At 51.0% G+C, this 20,422-nt stretch carries 27 protein-coding genes and 1 other annotated feature; of the genes, 1 reads left to right on the top strand and 26 read right to left on the bottom strand.

Annotated features, from left to right (window positions below):
* Positions 1–15 precede the first annotated feature (15 nt).
* The 19 genes from RIN67_RS05795 to miaA all read right to left on the bottom strand — a co-directional run bounded on the left by RIN67_RS05795 (position 16) and on the right by miaA (position 14,463).
* Positions 16–471: an arginine repressor gene (locus RIN67_RS05795; RefSeq protein ID WP_024746474.1), complete on the bottom strand. Its 456-nt coding sequence runs from the start codon at positions 469–471 to the stop codon at positions 16–18.
* Between the two features lie 92 nt (positions 472–563).
* On the bottom strand, positions 564–1,379 hold the full coding sequence (locus RIN67_RS05790) for a TlyA family RNA methyltransferase (RefSeq protein ID WP_264999011.1): 816 nt from the start codon (positions 1,377–1,379) through the stop codon (positions 564–566).
* Positions 1,376–2,287: a polyprenyl synthetase family protein gene (locus RIN67_RS05785; protein ID WP_264999012.1), complete on the bottom strand. Its 912-nt coding sequence runs from the start codon at positions 2,285–2,287 to the stop codon at positions 1,376–1,378. The genes RIN67_RS05790 and RIN67_RS05785 overlap by 4 nt, the downstream gene beginning before the upstream one ends.
* Positions 2,277–2,525: an exodeoxyribonuclease VII small subunit gene (locus RIN67_RS05780; protein WP_264999013.1), complete on the bottom strand. Its 249-nt coding sequence runs from the start codon at positions 2,523–2,525 to the stop codon at positions 2,277–2,279. Before RIN67_RS05780 ends, RIN67_RS05785 begins: the two co-directional genes overlap by 11 nt.
* Positions 2,518–3,870, bottom strand: coding sequence for an exodeoxyribonuclease VII large subunit (gene xseA / locus RIN67_RS05775; protein ID WP_264999014.1), 1,353 nt, complete (start codon positions 3,868–3,870; stop codon positions 2,518–2,520). The genes RIN67_RS05780 and xseA overlap by 8 nt, the downstream gene beginning before the upstream one ends.
* Positions 3,857–4,723: a bifunctional 5,10-methylenetetrahydrofolate dehydrogenase/5,10-methenyltetrahydrofolate cyclohydrolase gene (locus RIN67_RS05770; protein WP_264999015.1), complete on the bottom strand. Its 867-nt coding sequence runs from the start codon at positions 4,721–4,723 to the stop codon at positions 3,857–3,859. The genes xseA and RIN67_RS05770 overlap by 14 nt, the downstream gene beginning before the upstream one ends.
* A gap of 197 nt (positions 4,724–4,920) precedes the next feature.
* The gene (gene nusB, locus RIN67_RS05765) at positions 4,921–5,355 is read right to left on the bottom strand and encodes a transcription antitermination factor NusB (protein WP_024746480.1); all 435 of its coding nucleotides are present in this window, start codon (positions 5,353–5,355) and stop codon (positions 4,921–4,923) included.
* Positions 5,352–5,792: an Asp23/Gls24 family envelope stress response protein gene (locus tag RIN67_RS05760; RefSeq protein ID WP_024746481.1), complete on the bottom strand. Its 441-nt coding sequence runs from the start codon at positions 5,790–5,792 to the stop codon at positions 5,352–5,354. Before RIN67_RS05760 ends, nusB begins: the two co-directional genes overlap by 4 nt.
* Positions 5,793–5,845: 53 nt before the next feature.
* Positions 5,846–6,406 carry an elongation factor P gene (gene efp, locus RIN67_RS05755; protein WP_264999016.1) on the bottom strand — a complete coding sequence of 187 codons (561 nt, stop codon included), beginning with the start codon at positions 6,404–6,406 and terminating at the stop codon, positions 5,846–5,848.
* A gap of 74 nt (positions 6,407–6,480) precedes the next feature.
* Positions 6,481–7,548, bottom strand: a complete 1,068-nt coding sequence (locus tag RIN67_RS05750) for a M24 family metallopeptidase (RefSeq protein ID WP_264999017.1) — start codon at positions 7,546–7,548, stop codon at positions 6,481–6,483.
* 91 nt (positions 7,549–7,639) lie between these two features.
* The gene (rpmA, locus tag RIN67_RS05745; RefSeq protein ID WP_024746484.1) at positions 7,640–7,933 is read right to left on the bottom strand and encodes a 50S ribosomal protein L27; all 294 of its coding nucleotides are present in this window, start codon (positions 7,931–7,933) and stop codon (positions 7,640–7,642) included.
* Positions 7,934–7,958: 25 nt separating this feature from the next.
* On the bottom strand, positions 7,959–8,297 hold the full coding sequence (locus RIN67_RS05740; protein WP_264999018.1) for a ribosomal-processing cysteine protease Prp: 339 nt from the start codon (positions 8,295–8,297) through the stop codon (positions 7,959–7,961).
* A gap of 21 nt (positions 8,298–8,318) precedes the next feature.
* Positions 8,319–8,627, bottom strand: coding sequence for a 50S ribosomal protein L21 (gene rplU / locus RIN67_RS05735; RefSeq protein ID WP_024746486.1), 309 nt, complete (start codon positions 8,625–8,627; stop codon positions 8,319–8,321).
* A gap of 20 nt (positions 8,628–8,647) precedes the next feature.
* Positions 8,648–8,724: a sequence feature (ribosomal protein L21 leader region), on the bottom strand.
* A 180-nt stretch (positions 8,725–8,904) separates the two neighbouring features.
* Positions 8,905–9,447 (bottom strand): dUTPase, encoded by a 543-nt coding sequence (locus tag RIN67_RS05730; RefSeq protein ID WP_264999019.1) that lies wholly within the window; start codon positions 9,445–9,447, stop codon positions 8,905–8,907.
* A gap of 12 nt (positions 9,448–9,459) precedes the next feature.
* The gene (locus RIN67_RS05725) at positions 9,460–10,401 is read right to left on the bottom strand and encodes a hypothetical protein (RefSeq protein ID WP_264999020.1); all 942 of its coding nucleotides are present in this window, start codon (positions 10,399–10,401) and stop codon (positions 9,460–9,462) included.
* Positions 10,394–11,278: a hypothetical protein gene (locus RIN67_RS05720; RefSeq protein WP_024746489.1), complete on the bottom strand. Its 885-nt coding sequence runs from the start codon at positions 11,276–11,278 to the stop codon at positions 10,394–10,396. Before RIN67_RS05720 ends, RIN67_RS05725 begins: the two co-directional genes overlap by 8 nt.
* Positions 11,279–11,641: 363 nt before the next feature.
* The gene (glnA, locus tag RIN67_RS05715) at positions 11,642–12,982 is read right to left on the bottom strand and encodes a type I glutamate--ammonia ligase (RefSeq protein WP_024746490.1); all 1,341 of its coding nucleotides are present in this window, start codon (positions 12,980–12,982) and stop codon (positions 11,642–11,644) included.
* Positions 12,983–13,037: 55 nt separating this feature from the next.
* Positions 13,038–13,424: a MerR family transcriptional regulator gene (locus RIN67_RS05710; protein WP_264999021.1), complete on the bottom strand. Its 387-nt coding sequence runs from the start codon at positions 13,422–13,424 to the stop codon at positions 13,038–13,040.
* A 121-nt stretch (positions 13,425–13,545) separates the two neighbouring features.
* Complete coding sequence (gene miaA / locus RIN67_RS05705; RefSeq protein WP_264999022.1) at positions 13,546–14,463, bottom strand: tRNA (adenosine(37)-N6)-dimethylallyltransferase MiaA; 918 nt, start codon at positions 14,461–14,463, stop codon at positions 13,546–13,548.
* Between the two features lie 143 nt (positions 14,464–14,606).
* Here miaA and RIN67_RS05700 point away from each other — a divergent pair, with 143 nt between their 5' ends.
* The gene (locus tag RIN67_RS05700) at positions 14,607–14,783 is read left to right on the top strand and encodes a DUF3042 family protein (RefSeq protein ID WP_024746493.1); all 177 of its coding nucleotides are present in this window, start codon (positions 14,607–14,609) and stop codon (positions 14,781–14,783) included.
* Positions 14,784–14,828: 45 nt separating this feature from the next.
* Here the strand turns inward: RIN67_RS05700 and RIN67_RS05695 are convergent, their stop codons facing one another.
* From RIN67_RS05695 to RIN67_RS05665, 7 genes are all read right to left on the bottom strand, one after another.
* Complete coding sequence (locus RIN67_RS05695; protein WP_264999023.1) at positions 14,829–15,242, bottom strand: rhodanese-like domain-containing protein; 414 nt, start codon at positions 15,240–15,242, stop codon at positions 14,829–14,831.
* 39 nt (positions 15,243–15,281) lie between these two features.
* Positions 15,282–16,253, bottom strand: coding sequence for an ROK family glucokinase (locus RIN67_RS05690; RefSeq protein ID WP_024746495.1), 972 nt, complete (start codon positions 16,251–16,253; stop codon positions 15,282–15,284).
* A gap of 4 nt (positions 16,254–16,257) precedes the next feature.
* The gene (locus tag RIN67_RS05685; protein WP_264999024.1) at positions 16,258–16,488 is read right to left on the bottom strand and encodes a YqgQ family protein; all 231 of its coding nucleotides are present in this window, start codon (positions 16,486–16,488) and stop codon (positions 16,258–16,260) included.
* A gap of 43 nt (positions 16,489–16,531) precedes the next feature.
* On the bottom strand, positions 16,532–17,140 hold the full coding sequence (locus RIN67_RS05680) for a rhomboid family intramembrane serine protease (RefSeq protein WP_396442543.1): 609 nt from the start codon (positions 17,138–17,140) through the stop codon (positions 16,532–16,534).
* An 85-nt stretch (positions 17,141–17,225) separates the two neighbouring features.
* Complete coding sequence (locus RIN67_RS05675) at positions 17,226–17,777, bottom strand: 5-formyltetrahydrofolate cyclo-ligase (protein ID WP_264999025.1); 552 nt, start codon at positions 17,775–17,777, stop codon at positions 17,226–17,228.
* 124 nt (positions 17,778–17,901) lie between these two features.
* A complete protein-coding gene (gene rpmG, locus RIN67_RS05670) occupies positions 17,902–18,051 on the bottom strand; it encodes a 50S ribosomal protein L33 (RefSeq protein ID WP_081721478.1) in 150 nt (49 codons plus the stop codon).
* Positions 18,052–18,177: 126 nt separating this feature from the next.
* Positions 18,178–20,268, bottom strand: coding sequence for a peptidoglycan D,D-transpeptidase FtsI family protein (locus tag RIN67_RS05665; protein ID WP_264999065.1), 2,091 nt, complete (start codon positions 20,266–20,268; stop codon positions 18,178–18,180).
* Positions 20,269–20,422 lie beyond the last annotated feature (154 nt).

Genomic DNA, 20,422 nt, shown 5'->3' with positions numbered 1-20,422 from the left:
ACCGTGGTCGTTTTATCAATCCGCAAGCATGCGGTCGATCGTCTTTTCTAATTGTAAGGCACCCTGGTGGGAAACACAAACCGTGAGGATCTTGCTATCATCCCCCACCACGCCGAAAACAAAGTCGTAACGCATCTGTTCTAGCAGTGAAGCAATCACTGGACCATTACCTGGCAACACCTTTAAGTAGCCAAATTGATCTTGTACGGCAAAGGAGACGTAGGCATCTCGCAGGGTCCGTTGTAACTTCTTTTGCGTATCAATCTTCTTTTGCACCGGTAAGCTGTACCGGTACCCACCAGACTCGGCTGGCAATTTGACAAGTTGCATTTCCTTAATATCCCGTGAAATCGTCGCCTGAGTGACGTGAATGCCATCCGCCGCTAAGAGGTCAACAAAATCCTCCTGGCGTTCAATTTCACGGGTGGTCAATAACCGTTTCAGCAATTGCTGACGTTCCTGCTTTTTCATTCCTAGCCCCCCTCATGTGGTAAAAATGCATAAATCTATCATATACCAGAGCTTAGGAATTGGAAAGGAAATTCTAATAATCTTCTCATAATCTATTGTTTTAGGCTGTTATAAGCCGCTTGTAAGGTCTGATCGACCGAAACCGTATGCGCGCAAACTGCATGTTTATCAACTGACTGCAAGTGCACCAGAAATTCGATATTACCTTCACCACCCTTAATGGGTGAAAAGTCGAGTCCTAGGACCGTGTACCCCGTTGCCACTGCAAAATCCAGAATTCCCTGCACGACGGCTCGGTGAACGGCGGGATCCCGCACGATTCCGTGGGCCCCGACCTCTTCTCGTTCCGCCTCGAACTGGGGCTTAATCAGCGCCACGACCTCCCCATGTTCCGGCAAAATGGCCTTCAGCGGCGGTAGAATCAAGCGAAGCGAGATAAAGGAAACATCGATGGAGGCGAAGACGGGTTGCCCTTCCGTAAAGTCAGATAACTTACTGTAACGAAAGTTCGTATGCTCCATCACGACGACCCGCGGGTCCTGGCGCAGCTTCCAGACCAACTGGTTGCTGCCCACATCCAACGCATAACTGAGCTTAGCGCCGTTCTGTAGCATCACGTCCGTAAACCCACCGGTCGACGAGCCAATGTCCAACACGATCTTATCGGTCAACTCAATCTGAAAGACGTCCAATGCCTTGGCTAACTTGAACCCACCCCGGGACACATAGGGCAATGGATGGCCCTTACGGTGCAGTTCCGTATCGATAGGGACTAATTCACCAGGCTTATCGAGCCGTTCTTCATTAGTTCCTAGAATCTCACCAGCCATCACGGCTCGCTTGGCTTCATCCAACGACGTGTACAGCCCTTGCTCGACTAAAAGCGCTGCGACATGCTGTTTTTTCATGATTTCGTCACCCGTTTCGTATCGAAGTAACTAAAGAACGCCGCTAACAACCGCGTGTCTTGCGTCGTGACCTTGGCTAACGCTGCTTGGCCCGCCGCAATCGTATCGATCAACGCCTGATTGGCCCCAGCTAAGCCTAATTTACCTGGATAAGTATTCTTGGCTTCACCAGCATCCTTATGCGTCGCCTTACCCAACTCTTCGGGCGTCGCCACGACGTCCAAAATATCATCATAGATTTGGTAAGCCAACCCAAACGCGTCAGCAAAATCTAAGTACGGCGTCCAGTCCTTTCCCGGCAGGCGGCCGAGGATCAACCCGGCCTGAACCGCGTAGTGCAGCAGGGCCCCCGTCTTCTCCCGGTGTAACGTCCGCAAATCTCCCATCGGCAGGTCCACGTGCTCAAACTGAATATCGCGTGCCTGACCAGCTACCATTCCGCCGGGACCCGCCGCGCGCGCCAACGCCTGAACCAGCGCCGCTTGTGTCTCTCCCGGTAAGTTCGTAGCTGTCAACCACTGGAAGGCCAGTGTGAGCAAGCCATCGCCCGCTAGTGTGGCCATACCCGCACCGAACTTCACATGATTGGTCGGCTCTCCTCGCCGCAAGGGATCATTATCCATAGCTGGGAGGTCGTCATGAATCAAAGAATAGGTATGCAACAACTCTAGCGCCATAATCGGTCGCCAATCGCGTTGCTCTTCATACACGCCACCCACCGTAGTGAGCGTGGCCATGGTCAACAGGGGCCGTAGCCGCTTGCCCCCCGCTAGGAGCGAGTACGTCATCGCATCCATCAGCCGCTCCTCGGTGGTGTCAACGCCCACGGCTGCCCGAAGTGGGGCGTTCAACCGCGGAACCCACTTGGCTTCAAAAGCCGCTAACTGTTCACGCGCGCTATTGGGCATCGTTAGCCCCCCCTTGCGACGTCTCAAACGGCGTCTCTTGATCATCGTCCGTCATCATGGTCGTCAAGGTCTTCTCGGCATTCTGCAAAGTATTCTGGAGGTCCTTACTCAGGGCAACACCCTTTTGGAACTGATCTAACGCCTGTTCCAAAGGAATGTCCCCCTTTTCCAGTTGGGCCACGATGGTTTCTAAGGTACTTAAGTTCTCTTCAAAGGTTGGTTTTTGTGTTTCACTCATGTTGATCCTCCGTTGCTGGTGTGATTTTCGTAATCGTTGCTTCAGCCGTTCCGTCACTCAGATGAATCGTAGCGGTCGTGGGTTTCAACTCCTGCGTACGCCGCACGATATGGTCGTCCTGCGTCACATAACTATAGCCCCGGCCCATGATTTTCAGCGGACTGAGGTAATCCAAGCCACTGGCCAGTTGGGCCACATGTTCCTCCTGCTGGGTCAAGTACCGCCGCATCTCCGTCTTTAATCGGGCCTGCGTCTGCTCGACCTGCTGCTGAGCCTGATGAACCCGCGTTGCCGGTGACTGGCCGATCAACCGTTGCTGATCCAGTTGGACCCGTTGTTGCCAGCCCTGAAGTTGCGTCTGCATTTGTTGTCTGAGTCCCTGCTGTGCGCGGTCCAACCGTTGTACGTAGGTCTCATATAACCGCTGTGGTTGCTGGAACACGTACGCTCCTAATGACCGGTTCAAGCGTTCCTGCTGGAACTTAATGCGGTTCGCCATGGCGTTAAACAAACGTGTCCGTTGCTGCTGTAATTTCACCAGCTCGTCACTCAACACCGGCACCGCCAACTCAGCGGCCGCAGTCGGCGTTGCGGCCCGTACATCGGCGACTAAGTCCGCAATCGTGGTATCTGTTTCGTGCCCCACCGAAGAAATCACCGGTAAGTGACTAGCCGCAATCGCTCGGGCAACCACTTCTTCGTTAAACGGCCAGAGATCTTCAATCGAGCCACCCCCCCGACCAATGATCAGGGTGTCAAAGCTACCGTTCGCGTTCGCCCGCTGAATCTGACGAACAATATCCGCCGCAGCAGCATCCCCCTGAACTACCGCCGGGTAAAGCACAATCTGGGCAATGGGGTACCGCCGACGGGTCGTGGTAATAATATCCCGAATGACCGCTCCACTGGGACTCGTCACGACCGCAATCCGCTTAGGAAATCGTGGTAGCGGCCGTTTAGCCGCCGTGAACAGCCCCTCTTGGGCTAGCTTACGCTTCAGCTGTTCATAAGCCTGATACAAGGCCCCAACGCCGTCTGGCTCCATCCGTTCAACATAGACCTGATAACTGCCACTGGGTTCATACAGGGAGATTCGTCCCGTCACCAAGACCTTCATCCCCGTTTCGGGAACAAACTTAAGCTTCTCAAAGGCCGAACGAAACATAATGGCATTGATCTTAGCGTGGTCATCCTTAAGACTAAAGTACTGGTGGGCGTGTGGACGCAGACGGAAGTTCGAAATTTCTCCCGTCAGGTACACTTTCCCCAAGTAAGGGTCAACGTCAAATTTTCGTTTAATATACTGGGTCAGCGCCGTGACCGTTAAGTAATCATTCGTTGCCAAGCTCGTCACTCCACTCACATAAATCAACAGTCTGCCGCATCAACGTCGCAATGGTCATTGGTCCCACGCCGCCAGGCACCGGACTAATGGCTTGGACCTTATCAAAGACCGCGTCAAAGTCAACATCTCCCGTTAACTTACCGTCAGCGTCCCGGTCCATCCCGACATCGATCACAATCGCTCCCGGCTTCACATCCGCTTCCTTAATCAGGTGCGTCACACCCGTTGCAACCACCAAAACATCGGCAGTCGTGGTCAGCGCCCGTAGATTAGAGCCGTACTTATGGGTAATCGTCACGCTCATATCGGCATTCAGTAACATCGCCGCCATGGGCCGTCCCACGATATTGCTCCGGCCGACCACCACAGCGTGCTTACCGCGCAATGGGGTCTGTAAGCTCTCTAACATGGTCATAATGCCGCGGGGCGTGCAGGATACCGGATAGTGTCCTGGCAAATTCTTGAATAAGCGGCCCACGTTTACGGGGTGGAAACCATCGACATCCTTACTAGGCTCGATTGCATTGATGACGGCTGCCTCATCTAATCCGTTCGGTAGTGGTGACTGGACCAAAATCCCATGAATCGTGGGGTCCGCGTTGTATGCCCGCACCACTGCGAGTAGGTCTGCCTGACTAATGGTCGCTGGCAATTGGCGGACAATCGAGTTGATGCCCAATTGACCGGCCTTCCGGTGCTTGCTCCGCACGTACAGTTCACTGGCGGGGTCCGTCCCCACGATAATCACCGCGAGTCCCGGGACCTTTCCCTGAGCCGCTAAGGCCGCAACCCGTGTCTTCGTTTGGGCGTTTAACGCCTTAGCCAATTGTTTGCCGTCAATGATGGTCGTCATATCATGAATCCCCCCGTTAAAAAAGTTATACCTCGATTTTAGCATATTTACCGGACCAACGGGGCACCCAGCACCGACAAAAACGGCAATCACCCCTGCAATTAAATCCGTGATATACCAATGGATTATCGGCATTCCAGGACCCAAAAAACACCCACTCCAGTTAAGAAGTGGGTGTCGGTCAAACGAATGGTCAATTAGGCTTGCGTATCTGCCGCATCGTCACCGTCTAACGTATGGGCCAAGACCCCGTTAATGAACCGCCGTGACCGGTCGTCGCTGAAGTTCTTGGCTAATTCCAAGGCTTCATTAACGGCCACCCGGTTAGGAACATCTGGGACGTGGTCAATTTCAAAAAAGGCAACGCGCATAATGATTAAGTCGGTCTTTGCGATTCGTTGCAACTGCCAACCAGCACTCAGATATTTCGCAATCTGAGCATCCAGTTCACTTTGGTGGGCCAAGACGCCCGTGACCAGCGTGGTCAGGTACTCGGGTACCGGAACGATCTGGTCAGGGTCATCGGTCAACACGCGTTGGTACAACGCCTCTTGATCGGCATCAGCGTTAGCGTTAAGGGCGAACAGCATTTGGAATGCTCGCTCCCGAATTTGATGTCGTGTAAGTGTCACGATTGTTCACTGTCTCCTTCATCTGGCTGGTTGAACAGGTTATCTGGATCTACCTGCTGCGCCGTCTTTTCGGGAATGACGCCTTCCACGTGAACGTTGACTTCACGTAAGTCAAGGTCGGTCATGAACAACAATTGTTGCTTCACGCTGTCTTGAATGGCCAAAGCAACCTTAGGAACCGCAACGCCGTAGTTCAGGTACACGTATACGTCAACGGCGAGTTCGTCACCGTCGAACGTCAGCTTAACGCCCTTACCGTGTTCCTTACGACCGAAGAGTTCGTTCACGCTGTTGGCCAAAGAACCACGCATCCGTGCAACACCATCGGTTTGGCTAGCCGCAATGCCCACGATAATCTCGAGGACTTGTGGTGCCACCTCAATCTTCCCCAGTGCGGGTTCCTTTGATTCTAAAATAATGTTTGTATCTTCTGCCATTCGTAGACCCTCCCTTACGAGTTGAACTTCAGGTAATGTCTGGATTCAGCGACCTAAGCTCGTGAAATGTACGTCGAATCTTGGGTGTTGATGGACAGCTTGTCACCTTCGTTAACGAAGAATGGCACTTGAACAACCAAGCCGGTCGTCATCGTTGCTGGCTTAGACCCACCAGAAGCGGTGTTCCCCTTGATACTTGGTTCCGTTGAAGCGACTTCCAGAACAACCGTGTTCGGAACTTCAATCCCTAAGACTTCAGCATTGTATTGGATCAAATCAACGTTCATGTTTTCTTGCAAGAACGGTAATTGGTCCTTAATTGCGGAATCTGGAACTGAGATTTGTTCGTAGTTATCCGTATCCATGAAGACCCGGCTATCGCCGTCTTCGTACAGGTATTGCATCGAACGCGTTTGAATATCCGCTTGTTCCATCTTAGCGCCGGCACGGAAAGTCTTTTCTTGAACGGCACCCGTCCGTAAGTTCTTCAGCTTCGTCCGTACGAACGCGCCACCCTTACCTGGTTTAACGTGTTGGAACTCTAAGATCCGCCAGATTGCGTGGTCCACTTCAATGGTTAAACCGTTTTTAAAATTAGCAGTAGAAATTGCCATAATGTCAGCCTCCTAAAAGATGTCTTCTTTATAATATCAATTCTACCCCCTAAAAAGCAAGACAAGGGGTGAGCTTACAAGATAATTAAATTTCGGGGAACCGTGGTCAAGACCGTGTGCCCCGTGGCGGTCACTTGCAAATCGTCTTCAATCCGAATGCCGCCGCGTCCTGGGAAGTAGACGCCGGGCTCGACCGTGATGACTTGGTCAGCTTCCAAACGATCCGGCCAGCCACGACCAATGTTCGGCCCTTCATGAATGTCCAACCCAATTCCGTGACCGGTCCCGTGGATAAACGCATCCCCGTAACCTTCAGCCGTGAGGTAATCGCGGCCCAACTGGTCAAGTTCCCCACCAGTCACGCCGGGCCGCACAGCCGCCATGATTTTGGCTTGGGCCGTCTGCACAGCAGTATATGCCCGCTTAAAAGCGTCACCGGGATCCCCCAAGGCAACGGTCCGGGTCAGATCCGACGTATAGCCGTCAACGTAGAATCCACAATCAATGGTCACCAACTCGTGTAAGGCCAAAGGCTTATCGCTCGCCTGACCATGCGGCCAAGCCGAACGAACCCCGCTGGCCACGATGGTTGGGAAACTCACACCAGTTGCGCCGTGGTCTTGCATCCACCGGGTCAACCACAAGGCTGCTGCCCGTTCCGTCATCCCAGGTTTTAAGACCGCGAATAAGGCTTCGACCCCTTGGCTAGTCAGGGCTGTCGCCCGCTGGATAGCCGCCAGTTCATCGGCATCCTTGACCTGGCGCAAGTCATCCACGACGTTAGCTAACGGCACGGGATCGGCCGTTAAATGCTCGTCTAGCCAAGTAAACGTCCGTAAGGGTAGCGTGTCTTCCAAACCCAGAACCGTCGCGCCGTCCGCGGTCAGGATATCGTTGACCGCTTGCAAATAGTTTCGCGTAATCACCCGTTCAATCGTCGGAATCGTCCGTTTCAGCTCCGTCTCGTAACGCGCATCCGTAATAAAGACTAACCGTTTTTGCGTCACTAACACGTAGCCGTCACCCGGCTCAACGCTGGTTCCCGTTAGATAACGTTGATTACTGGGTGCCTGAATCAAGAAACTATCAATGCTCAACGGTGCAAACTGCGCCCGTAACCGGGCCACTCGATCTGTGGTCATCAACATCCCTCCCAGATAATGAAAGCAAAGAAGAGCTCAAAGCGAATTGGTCTCGCCTCAAGCTCTTCAGTCGTACGAGGAAAACCTCGTGTTATTTAGCTACTTCTTCGGCAACTGGGTAAACGGATACTTGACGCTTGTCGCGACCAAGTCGTTCGAATTTAACCACACCTGCAACCTTAGCGAATAAGGTGTCATCGCCACCACGACCTACGTTCAGGCCAGGGTAGATGTGCGTCCCACGTTGACGGTAAAGGATAGAACCACCCGTAACCGTCGAACCATCAGCAGCCTTCGTCCCAAGACGACGACCAGCAGAGTCTCGACCGTTAGCAGTGGACCCACCACCTTTATGGTGAGAGAAGAATTGTAAGTTCATGTTCATCAGCATATGTTTCACCCCCGTGAATTTAATCGGTGACTTCATCATAAGTGACGAAGTCGGCATAATTCGTTGCGACATCCCGTAACCCATCCGCGAAACTCTGGAGGATTGCTTGTCCCTTTAATTCGGTCGTTGCTTCCAGCTTTGGTGGTAGGTGAACTTCCAGAAAGCCCCCTGCCTGATCACGATTCTCAACGTCGATTGGAATCTCAGCGACTCGTTGTAGGCCGTTGACCGTCGTAATCGCAAGCACCGAAACCGCAGCGCAAACAATGTCTTGGCCATATTCGCCGGAATCGGCATGACCAGTGATTCGAAATGAATTGATTCGGTCGGATCCATAATGGACCGTTGCTTGAATCATCCGGGTTCGCTCCTTTAATCTTTACGCGTTGATAGCGTCAATGACAACCTTGGTGTATGGTTGACGGTGACCCTTCTTCGTGTGTTGGCCCTTCTTTGGCTTGTACTTGTAGGTCACAACCTTCTTTTCCAGACCGTTCTTTTCAACAGTCCCGGTAACAGTTGCGCCATCTACAGTTGGCGTACCAATCTTTGGCGTATCGCCGCCTACAAAGACAACTTGGTCAAAAGTGACCTTAGCGCCGGCCTCAACGTTTAACTTTTCGACGTAAACAGCTTGGCCTGCTTCGACCTTGTACTGCTTACCACCAGTTACGATAATTGCGTACATCTATGTGCACCTCCTTATAATCTAAGACTTAGACTCGCCGAAAACAAGTGACCGAATACGGTACTTAAAAGCTTGTCCCGAGCGGTTGCAGCTGTGGAAGTCCACAAATACAACATGAAAATTGTACCGGAAGCCGCCCCTTCTGTCAAGAAGTTTTGGTTGACAACCGTTAATTTTTTCTTAAAGCCCTGGTACTGGTGCGTCTAGGCGCAATCTTCCAAGGTCACCAACGACGGGACCATTTTTTCAAACGGTCCCGTCGTTTAAATCACGCATCTTAGTAATCGTTGGCCTGCCGGTCTAAGTTGACCTGGCGCTTAGCCTCGTAAGCCGCTTGAATCTGGTCTTGACTGAAGCCAAAGTCAACCATTCCCCATTTCAAGAACAGACGCCACGCGTGTCGAAAATCATCCTGCCGATGCGCAAAATGGCTGTTAAACAACATGCGTTTCAGAATTAAGTATTGCTGATCCGGATTCTTCGCCGGGCGGCTCTGCGCCAGTGCCGTTAGGTCCTCTTCCGTCAACATGATCAGGTGCGTCCAGGTCTTCTTGGCCGCAACCAATAGGAAAAAGTCCAGGGCGTCCGTGTACTCCGTCAGCAAGGTCTGCTGGGGCGTCTCACCAGCATCGGCCTTCCCACGGTGGGTCTTCCAAACTTTGAACCACTCCGACGTGTTGGCAACTTCCGCCAACTCGACATCCAAAGCAACGTAGGCGTTCTCAATCTGATGTGGCCGCGTCATTTCGATGTCCCGTTCCGTCGTAATCTGTTCATCCAAAGCAATGGATTGCTGCACTAATTTTGCAAGTTCTAACACGGCAAGTCCTCCCTAACTGAAGATCAGCGGATCGGAGACAATCTCCAAGTCCGTTAAGTTCTCTAAGTACCAGTCCCGAATGAACGGGTAGTTCAACAACACGTCGAACCAAGAGGTCTTCTGGTCGTCATCGTGAACCGTCAAGACCCATTCAGGCTGTCCCTCTAACTGATTGTTAAAGATGTCCACCACAACACCTTTATCCAAGGCGATTCGGGCACCATTACCGTTGACGCCGTTCGTCAACATGTAGTCGTTCTTGGCAGCCGCCACGAACAGTCGGTCCACCACACCAGCCGGCAAGTCGGCTGAGTGTACCGGATAATTCTCCGAGTTGGCCGCGTCCAAGATGTTAAAGTCCACGGAGTACCCGTAGTCTTCCTTCAGGTAACGGGCAAAATCAATCAGAATCTGAACGGAGGTCTTGACCGTCTCGACTGGCACCGTTTCGTGGAGGTCGATGATGAACAATTGCGTTAACGCATGGCTATTGAAGCGGAACATCTTCCGGTCCAGATTCAGGTAGAACAGGGATTGCCCCGTCGCCCGTTCCCGGTAAAAGACGCCACCATTTTCGGACGTCTCCACCCGGAAGTTGAACGTTCCCCGATCACCTAAAGGCGTCAATTGTTGAATCAATTCCTCATGTTGGTCGCGGGACTGAACCATGACCTGATTTCCCTGATCATGCAACTCCAGCATCCGGGACATAAACAGCAGGTAGTAGTCCGCATTGCTGTATTGGTGGGGGAACGTGACAAAATCAGAATCCAACTTAAAGTCTGCAAGCTCGGTCGCCGCAGCCACCAACTCGTCCGGGTTCGTGGTCTTGATCAACTGGTCCATCAGCTTCGTGAACGTAATCCCAGTTTCCAACCCCGCCTTAATGGCCGCGTTGTAGTTCAACAACCGGCCGCTGGTCGTTAACGTAGACGGATCGTTTTCGTTAATCATCGACGTTCACCCCACCTTCACTAGAACTCTTGCCCACTAGGCTGTTCAAGTAGTCCGCGTATAAGCTCTGATTACGTGCCTGGAAGTGTTCAAAGTCATCAAAAGCCTCACGAATACTCTGCTTTTCGTAATTAAGAATCGTATCTTCCTTAGACAGGACCAAGATTTGGTCGTCATTCGCCTTGATGGTCTTATGAGCGTTCAACGCCTGTTCGTCCTCATCTGCCAACTTGGTCAGTTGGTCGATGATTCCCTGACGTTCATCCTTGATCTTACCGGACTCCCAAGGCATCCCACTCTTTTGACTGTTTTCCTTAAGTTGTTCCCGCAACTTGGTCTTTTCGTTATCCCGAACTGGTTGCGCGTCCATCAACTTCTGGAGTTTTTCGCTTTCACTTGAAATCGCCTCAATCTTTGCGGTATTTAACCGTTGATGTTGCGCTTCAAGTTCAAACGACCGCCGCAGTTTATCGAACTCCGTCTGGTCGAAGTTGAATTGAACGTTGACCACGTCCAGTTCACCAAATAACCGACGATCCCACCAATTTCCAAAGTAAATATGGAATCTCCCGGTCGTATATTCCTCGTAGTAGAAGAACGGGTAAATATGTCCCAGATAATCAATCAACCGGTCACTTAAGTAGTGACTGATTTGGGGATGAATATTATCGACCAGTTCTTCCAAATGGTTAACAGACCGCTTGGCCCGCGTTTGTTTAATTTCTTGATAGTACCGTGCTCGGTCCAGTAATTCATAAACTTGACGGTCATCGCCGCGCTGAACCGCCGCCTGTAATGTGCTCAAGTAATCGAGTTTTGTGGCAATTGCCTGGGTTAAGACGTTGGCAGCACTTGTTTGCTGTTCTTGATTTTCCATGAATTATCCCTCATTCTCATGTTCTTAGGCACTGCCGTGAACATTGGTTATACGTTTATGTTACCAACAAAATACAGGAGAATAAAGCCGTTTCAGCGATTTTTAGTGGAAAACAAAAAAATTTTTATAATCAATGTTCTAACTAACGGGTGAACCTTAATTAAACCTTGTCGGGTTCCCCGTCCCCAGATACCTAGGCCCTTCTCAGTGCTTACTTGCCAAGGCGGGCTCTGGCTCCTATTATACGAAAACTTGGGGCCAACACCGTCTCAAACGCCCAATGAATTTTACATCAACCCCATTAGGCGCCAAAAAGGCCCGAGACAGTGTCTCCGACCTTCCTAGTCATGTTTAAATTTAAAATTAGTAAAGTTCCAAGTACTGGTCCCGTTCCCATTGTGACACTTGGGTCCGGTAAGAATTGTATTCTAAGTTCTTGGCTTCAATAAAGCTCTGGTACAAGTGACTGCCCATGGCGTTACGCATCACATCATCAGCTGCCAAGTCCTTTAAGGCGTTGTGCAACGTATCTGGCAAGTTGGTAATGTGGTTTTCCTGCCGTTCTTCCGCGTCCATCCGGTAGATGTTCCGGTCAACGGCTTCACGTGGTGCCAACTGGTTCCGCAAACCATCCAGCCCGGCTTCCAAGACGGCCGCGATGGCCAAGTATGGGTTGGCCGCTGGATCAACACTCCGGAGTTCCAACCGCGTCGATAAGCCACGGGAACTTGGGACCCGAATCAATGGCGACCGGTTAGACCCGGACCAAGCTACATAGACGGGGGCTTCATACCCTGGCACTAACCGCTTGTAACTGTTGACGATTGGGTTGCAGATCGCCGTAAAGCTCCGGGCGTGCTTCAAGAGCCCGCCTAAGAAGTGGTAAGCGTCTTCGGAAAGTTCCATCTCGCCCTTAGGGTCGTAGAAGGCGTTTCCTTTATCGTGGAACAGCGACATGTTCAAGTGCATCCCGGAACCGTTGATTCCCGCTAATGGCTTCGGCATGAAGGTAGCGTACAAGCCGTACTTCCGAGCCACCGTCTTGACCACCAACTTGAACGTTTGGATGTTGTCCGCCGCCGTTAAGGCATCCGCATACTTGAAGTCAATTTCGTGTTGTCCTGGTGCCACTTCATGGTGCGCCGCTTCAACGTCAAAGCCCATTTCTTCCAGCGTCAAGACAATTTCACGTCGGCAATTCTCACCCAAGTCCATTGGGGCCATGTCGAAGTAACTCCCCTTATCGTTCAGTTCCGTCGTTGGCTTGCCATTTTCATCCATCTTGAAGAGGAAGAACTCTGGTTCCGGACCGATGTTAAAGTCCGTAAAGCCTGCTTTACGCATATCTGACAGAACGCGAATCAAGTTGTTCCGCGGATCGCCCTCAAACGGCTTACCATCTGGCGTATAAACCTCACAAATCACCCGCGCAATCTTCCCCCGTTCCGTACTCCATGGGAAGATCATCCAGGTTGACAGATCCGGATACAGGTACATATCACTTTCCTCGATCCGAACAAAGCCGTCGATGGATGACCCATCAAACATCAGCTTGTTATCCAGTAACTTGCCTAGTTGGCTAATGGGGACTTCAACGTTTTTAATCGTGCCAAATAAATCGGTGAACATCAACCGCAGGAACTTAACGTTTTCGTCCTTTGCCATCTGACGGATGTCATCCTTGGTATATGCAGGTTTTGCCATTCTAATCGCTCCTATCAAATTCTTAGTCACTCATCATCTGTACCCATCATCTATGTTACAGCGGTCGGTGAGAATCGACGCCATCCTGGGGATGACCCAATCCCCCCTGACGAATCAGCTCGTCTTGGAGAATCTGGCGGACGTCCGCATCCATTAAAGGACGGTCTTGCTTGGCCTTCCGTGCCGCCTCCCGTGCCGCTTGTTGTTCATAGATGGCCTTGATGCCAGCCACGTTCACACCATCATCGAGGTAATCCTTGATCTCCAGTAACCGGTCAATGTCGTTGAGCGAATACATCCGCCGGTTGCCGTCATTCCGTTGTGGTAAGACCAACCCCTGCGATTCATAGTATCGAATCTGCCGGGCCGTTAGACTCGTTAACTTCATGACGGTACCGATCGGTAAGACGGCCAACGACCGCCGCAATTCTTTTCCTTTCAACCTACCGGCCCCCTTCAACTATACCGATATCATACCACGTCTCAGAAACAGGTCAAGAAATGATGTCACGTTTTATAACATTCGAAGGTAAAACGTCCCAATCTTTAGTTAATCGTAAGAACTAATGTCGGAGCCATGCAGCGACCTGAGTATCAATCTGGGCCTGCTGTTCCGGGTGCTGGACGAGATCATACCAAGTGGCCTTAGTCTGGTTCCGAAACCAGGTCAATTGCCGTTTAGCATAATGCCGTGAGTCCTGTTTAACGGTCTCAATTGCACTAGACCATTGTTCCGGATGATCCAGCACCGGCAACAATTCTCGGTAGCCAATTCCCGTAGCGGCTGGTAATTGCGTCCCACCTTGTTGGGCCAGCCACTTGACCTCATCCCACAATCCCTGTTGGACCATCTGATCGACCCGCTGGTTAATCCGCCGATATAACAGTGCCCGCTCCGTGTTTAAGGCCAAGTAGCATTCATCATATTGAGGACCAGCGTTGTCTTGTTGAGAAAACCGTTGTCCCGTCACCTGGATTACTTCTAAGGCCCGAACCGTTCGGCGGACATTGGTCTGGGGAATCTTAGCCGCCGCGACCGGGTCCTGCCGGTTCAACTGCTCCCATAAGGCTTGGGCGCCTTGTTCTTGCGCAATAGCCCGTAGACGTTCCCGAACGGCCGTATCCCCTGGCGCATCCGCCCCCAACGCCAAACCATCGAATAGGGCCTGAAGATAAAAACCAGTCCCCCCCGCAATAATCGGGAGGTGTCCTCGTTGCCGAATCGCTGGGATCAACTTCTGGGCTGCCGCGACAAATTGGGCGACCGTAAACTGCTGTGTCACGTCGCAAATATCAATCAGATGATGCGGGGCCTGGGCTTGTTCTGCCGCTGTGGCCTTCGCCGTCCCGATGTCTAAGCGTCGGTAAACCTGCATGGAATCCCCGGAAATGATCTCCCCATGAAATTTTCGCGCCAGCTGAATGGCTAACGCCGTTTTACCGACCGCGGTCGGGCCTACAATTGCCAATACTTTCTCCATCTTTCGGACCCCTTCTGAATTAAGTTATCCTTAGCGTACCATACTCTTCTGACCAACCAAAAGGTAAATCACTAGCTATTTGCCGAATAAACTTGCATAATGGAAGCGGATAAATGAATTTCCAGCGAAAGGGGCCATTTACGATGAAGCATTTCACAAAAGGATTCTTATTCGGTGTCGTCGCCACTGCCAGCGCGGTCGCTGGTGCCGTCTTCTCCTTCAAGAAAAAGGTCGTTCAACCCATTGAAGAACAGGAAGAACGCTTCGAGGAAAACCGCAAACGGGCAAACCGGAAGAGCCATTCGGCACACCACGTTTAACCAAATCAAAAAACTGTCATTACCGACCGGGTAATGACAGTTTTTTTAATATTTCGTCTTTTTTGTTTTTCCTTGCCAACGGGCATAACCAGACTTCAAGATAAAGATCTGGTCATAGTCTTCTTTCGCCAGCAGCAATGCTGCTCGGGTACTCAAAGCCTTTCCCTGATCGTACAAGTAGACCGGCAGATCGGAGCGTAACTCAGTGTGGTAAGCCTTAAACGTTGAATAAGGGATGTTCCGGGCGCCTAAAATGTGCCCCGCATCAAAATCCTTCTTCTCCCGCAAATCCACGACCTGAGCCTTCCGGATACCTGCCTGAAACGCCTGTTCATCGAGTAGTGTGGAAACCTGGTTGCGCCGGATGACCGTAATCAGCTGCCAACCGCCCCATACGACTAAGAGGAGGATCAAAATGATCCAAGAAACAGCTAATCCGGAAATTGCACCAATTACCAAAACAAAATCGTCCTTCCTGATGGCTTACGCCAATATTAATTAATTAGTTTTTTGGAACCGCAAAGCTAACGATGCAGCCCCGATAACGCCTGCGTCATTCCCTAATTGGGCTAACCGCAACTTGGTTGAGTCCCGAACAGCTGGGAAGGCATTTTCTTGGAAGTACCGCGTCGTTGGTTGTAACAACGTGTTCCCGGCGTTGGAGACCCCACCACCAATGATGATGTTGGCGGGATTCAAGATGTTGGCCACGTTGGCTAAAGCCAACCCCAAGTAAAAGGTCACTCGGTCGACCACTTGGTTCGCTAAGATGTCGCCGTTATCTGCCAGATAGAAGATCATCTTGGAGGTTACATTCTCTTGATTGTCTTCCATTTCTTTCAACCGAGAAGTGCCCAAGAAGTCTTTAGCCATATCAGCGGCCACGTGCACGACCCCCGTCGCAGAAGCATATTGCTCGAGGCAACCGCGCTTACCACAATTACACAGGTAACCGTTCGGTTGAACCGTTACGTGCCCCAGCTCACCGGCACCACCGTTGACACCGTGCAGGAGCCGACCACCAGCGATGACCCCACCGCCGACACCGGTTCCGAGCGTTACAAAGACCACGTCTTCATCCTTTTCACCGGCGCCTTTCCAGTACTCACCTAGTGAAGCCACGTTGGCGTCGTTGTCCAACACAAACGGGAGCCCCAAGGCTTCTTGAATCTGATCCCGAACTTGTTGCCGTTGCTTCCAGCCCAAGTTAACGGCAAAGAGAACGATTCCATTTTCAATGTCGATGGGACCAGGAACACCCATTCCAATTCCCAAGAAGTCAGCCTTGCTGAATTCAGAACTGGTAATGTGTGCACTGACTGATTTAATGATATTCGGAACAATGTGCTTACCATCATCACTTGTATCCGTCGGAATACTCCACTTCGTCAGGATCTCCCCGTCAACCGAAATAAACGCCATTTTTGTGGTCGTCCCACCTAAATCAATTCCGATTAAATTACGTGCCATAACTCTAAATCCCTCCAATGGATTGGTGTTGATCTCTTGCCCGCTGTTCCTCAAGACGGTGTTCATGTGTGAGAACCACTTTTGCTTGGACAAAGGTTGCCTCATCAACCACCTTTGCTTGCCGCAGGTGATTGAGCTCCAATGCCATCACTTCAATGTCCCACATACGCTTGCCGACGTATACATAAATACCGAATTTTTTAAGTAGCTGCTGAACATCATATAACGTTTTCATTGTGCCACAACCTCCATCAAATTGCACGAGACATTTTACTTGACTATTGCGCCATTCCGTGAAGATACAACCAGACCAATCCACCAATTAATACGATTGAAGCGATAACCCGCTTAATTACGCTAACTCGACCAATTCTTGGGACGCCCACTAAGTAGGCCACGAAAAAGCCAGCAAACAATCCGCCAATGTGGCCAGCTAAATCAATTCCCGGTGTAAAGACATCGAAAGCTAAATTCATCACCACAAAGGCCAAAAAGGTCCGTGCTAGTGACCGAATCACCGGATTCTGCCAGAAGGACTCGCCCAACATCATAAAGGCCCCAAAGAGGCCAAAGATTGCCGTACTAGCCCCGGCCGATAGACTATCGGAAAAACAGAAGCTCGCCACGTTCCCCCCGATACCGGATACCAAAAAGATAGCTAGGTACCGACCATGACCGAATGCTGCTTCCAACTGCATCCCCACAAAGTACAACGTAATCATGTTCATCAAAATGTGCGTGAAGCCAATATGAAGGAAAATCGGCGTGACTAAGCGCCACCACTGTCCCTGCTGAATCAACGGATTCAGCTTAGCCCCAAACTCAATTAAAACGCTCCCGTTCGTGCTGCCACCAGCTAGGGTCATCGCTAAGAAAACGATCACCATTAAGCCAATCAACCCCACCGTCACATAGGGCGTCTGATCTAACCGTCGCAAGCGATATCGCAAGTGGTTCACCCAAAAGTCCCCTTTATTTTTCTCCATGTGCCGTTAAGACGGCATCCAACAAAACGTCAAAATCTTCTACCGGCCAGCTAGGCTGTTCAGCTTGTTGTGCCGGTAATGCCAAGGCCACCTTAAAGCCTTGGGTCCACGGTAAATAACGGTCATAATAGCCACCGCCAAATCCTAATCGCTCGCCACCGGTCGCGAACTTTAGACCGGGGACCACAATTAAGTCAAAGGCCGCCGGCTCAATAATCCGTCCGTCCTGAGGCTCTGTCAAGCCAAATTTAGTGGTTATTAGCGTCGTCTGGTCCGTCAGCTCACGAAACGCCATCTGACGCTTAGGTAGCGTCTGTGGGACGGCCACGGTCTTGCCCGCCGCTCGAGCGGCCGCGATAATGGGCTGCGTCGCCAGTTCCAAGGAACTGCTTAGCGTCGTTGCAATGGTTCGAGCAGCCTGCCACTGCGGCAAAGCCTGTAGTGCATGATAAAGTTGCTGACTAGCTGCTTGTTTCTGATCCGCCGGCATACTGGCCAACGCCTGAATCGTTTGTTGTCGTAGTGTCGCTTTGTCCATGACCACTGGACCTCCTTGAGACCTATTTTATAATAGTGCTTGCCATTTCAAAAATAATTTGCCAGCATGACGCGCTGGACTGTCTGAAACCACAAAAAAAGGTGCGGGCTTTCGCCCGTACCCTTTACTTAGTTTCACGATGCAACGTTACTTTCCGTTCGCGCGGGCAGTATTTCTTGAATTCAACCCGGTCCGGGTTATTACGCCGGTTCTTGCTGGATAAGTAATTGCGTTCGTGGCATTCCGTACATTCCAAAGTGATGTGGACACGCATGTGGGTAACCTCCCAACTTGTTCAGAATTACAGGCTAGAGCCTTAACTCGTAATATATTACCATTAATCGGCAACATTTACCAGTCTTATTCCAAATATGTTAAGGAAAAATACTTTACAGGTCTTTTATCCCGCCGTATTTTGTGCGGCACCAGACTTAGTCGCCTTGGTCGGATTATCCAACGTAGAGGTCGACTGAACCGTCTTCCAGTAAGCTGCATAGATCTGCTTAGCTAACTTCATGTTATTATCTTCATCACTGGTACTCAAGTTCGGCATAGCCAAGGCGACAACGACTTGCGGATCATTGGATGGCGCGTAAGACGCCAGACTCAGCGTAACCGTTGAATGACCCTTATAGAAGGTTTCGGCCGTCCCCGTCTTTGCCGAGATTCCTGGTGAGATTGAGGCCAGTTCCGCCCCAGTCTTGTAAGTGTTGGTCCCATGAACCACGTCATAGAGACCTTCCTTGACCAGCTTTTTCTCGGCTTCCGTCATATCAATGGTGTTCAGAATCTTCGGCGTTACGGTCGATTTGACCGTTCCTAGCTTCCCACTAGACGTGGTCCCGCGAATCGCTTGAACCACGTGTGGCGCGATTCGTGTTCCTCCGTTAGCCACCGTTGACATATACTGGGCCACCTGCATGGTGGTGTACGCATCGTAGTTCCCAAAGGACAAGTCCAAAGCACTCCCAATATCAGTCTTCGTACTGCTCCCTTGCAACCCGCTACTTTCACCAGGCAGATCGATTCCCGTCTTAACCCCTAACCCAAATTGGTTAAAGTAGCCCCGTTCAATGCTGAAGGCGTCGGTACTCATGTTCAGTGCCCCACCCGGTACATAGTTGAACTTAGCTTCCTTCATGGCCAATTGCATCATATAGGAGTTAGAGGACACTTCCAAGGCCGTGGACGCGTTGACGGCGATGTTCGCATTTCCACTGTGGTTGAACCAAGACGACTTCTTGACCCCACCAGTGTTGATCACCTTATCCGTTAAGGTGTTATTCTCCGGCGTAATGACTTTGTCCATCAACGCCCCCGAGACCATGGCGCCCTTCACAACGGACCCCATCACGATATCACTGTTGATGGTCCCTAGAGCATTGTCGGTCATCTTACCCGTCGAAGGATTACGGTCAACCCCGGCGATCCCAATGATTCCCCCAGTGTTGGGGTTCATCACGACAGCGTAGGTCCCCGTTGAATAGCCACCGGCGCCGGATTCAGCCGAACGAACCAACTTCTGTAGCTTAGTCTGGAAAGTCGAATTGATGGTCAACTGAAGGTTGTCCCCTTTTTGACCGCCATACTTTTCAACTTCCTTGGTAATCTTGTTGTTCCCAGCGACTTCCACTTGCTTCTGTGCTTTGGTCCCACGCAAGACAGACTCGTACTCTTGTTCCAAGTATGATTGACCCACACTATCGTTTCGGGAGTAACCTTGCGCCAGTAATTCGTTGATCTGGTCACTAGGTAACCCGGTCTTTTCCGACGAGACCGTCCCAATGATCGACTTAATCGATTCACCGTTCGGGTAGCTCCGGGACCAACTGGTGCTGACCTTGATTCCCGGCATTTCAGAGAGGTGTTCACCAATCTCAGCGATTTCCGTACTCGACACGTCCGAATCCTTGATGTACGTGGTCGACAAGGCATATGCCCCGCTCATCTTGGCAAAAATTTCAGCCGCGTTCTTCTGCGTCGCGGTCAACTTAAAGTCATCGTCATTTTCCAAATACGTCATGGCTTTGTTATAACGTTCCGTTTCAGAATATTGACTGATCTTCGGAATCTGCTTTTCCACCGCTGCTAGCCGCTTGGTATCGGCCAAGTAGTAGTCAATCGATTGACGCGGGGTCAACGTATCCGTTGGCACCGTCAAATACTTACCTAACTTATTGGCGATACTGTACATGTCCGTCGACAGAACGTTCACGCCCTTGGTATAGGCAATCGCTTGGTGCGCTCGGTTCCCCACCAGAACCTTCCCGTTGGAATCATAGATCATCCCCCGTTGAACATTGGTCGTTTCAATGGTGGTATCGGTCTGGTTCACCTGGGCCTTGAATTGCGCACCGTACATTACTTGCAAGTAAGCCAATTGTCCAATCAGCGCTGCAAATAACAGGGCAACAATAATGAAAAGAAAGTTTAACCGAAACGGGATCGACGATTTTTGAGGACCGCTCGATCGCGAATTTCGGTTACTCATACGATTATAAAAATTCTTCACAACAGCTCTGCTCCTTACTGTACTGCTACTATTTTACCAAACTTCGCCTCACTCCACTATCCCGCTATCGAAATTTAATGATTCTATGCTATTCTAGGTAGTTGAAAGCAAAAAGTACAGGTTCCCCAAGAAC

The sequence above is a fragment of the Levilactobacillus namurensis genome (genome assembly GCF_032197885.1).
GTDB classification, from domain to species: domain Bacteria; phylum Bacillota; class Bacilli; order Lactobacillales; family Lactobacillaceae; genus Levilactobacillus; species Levilactobacillus namurensis_A.
The sequence above is the reverse complement of the archived record's forward strand: the minus strand, read 5'-3'. Positions and strand labels throughout refer to the sequence as shown.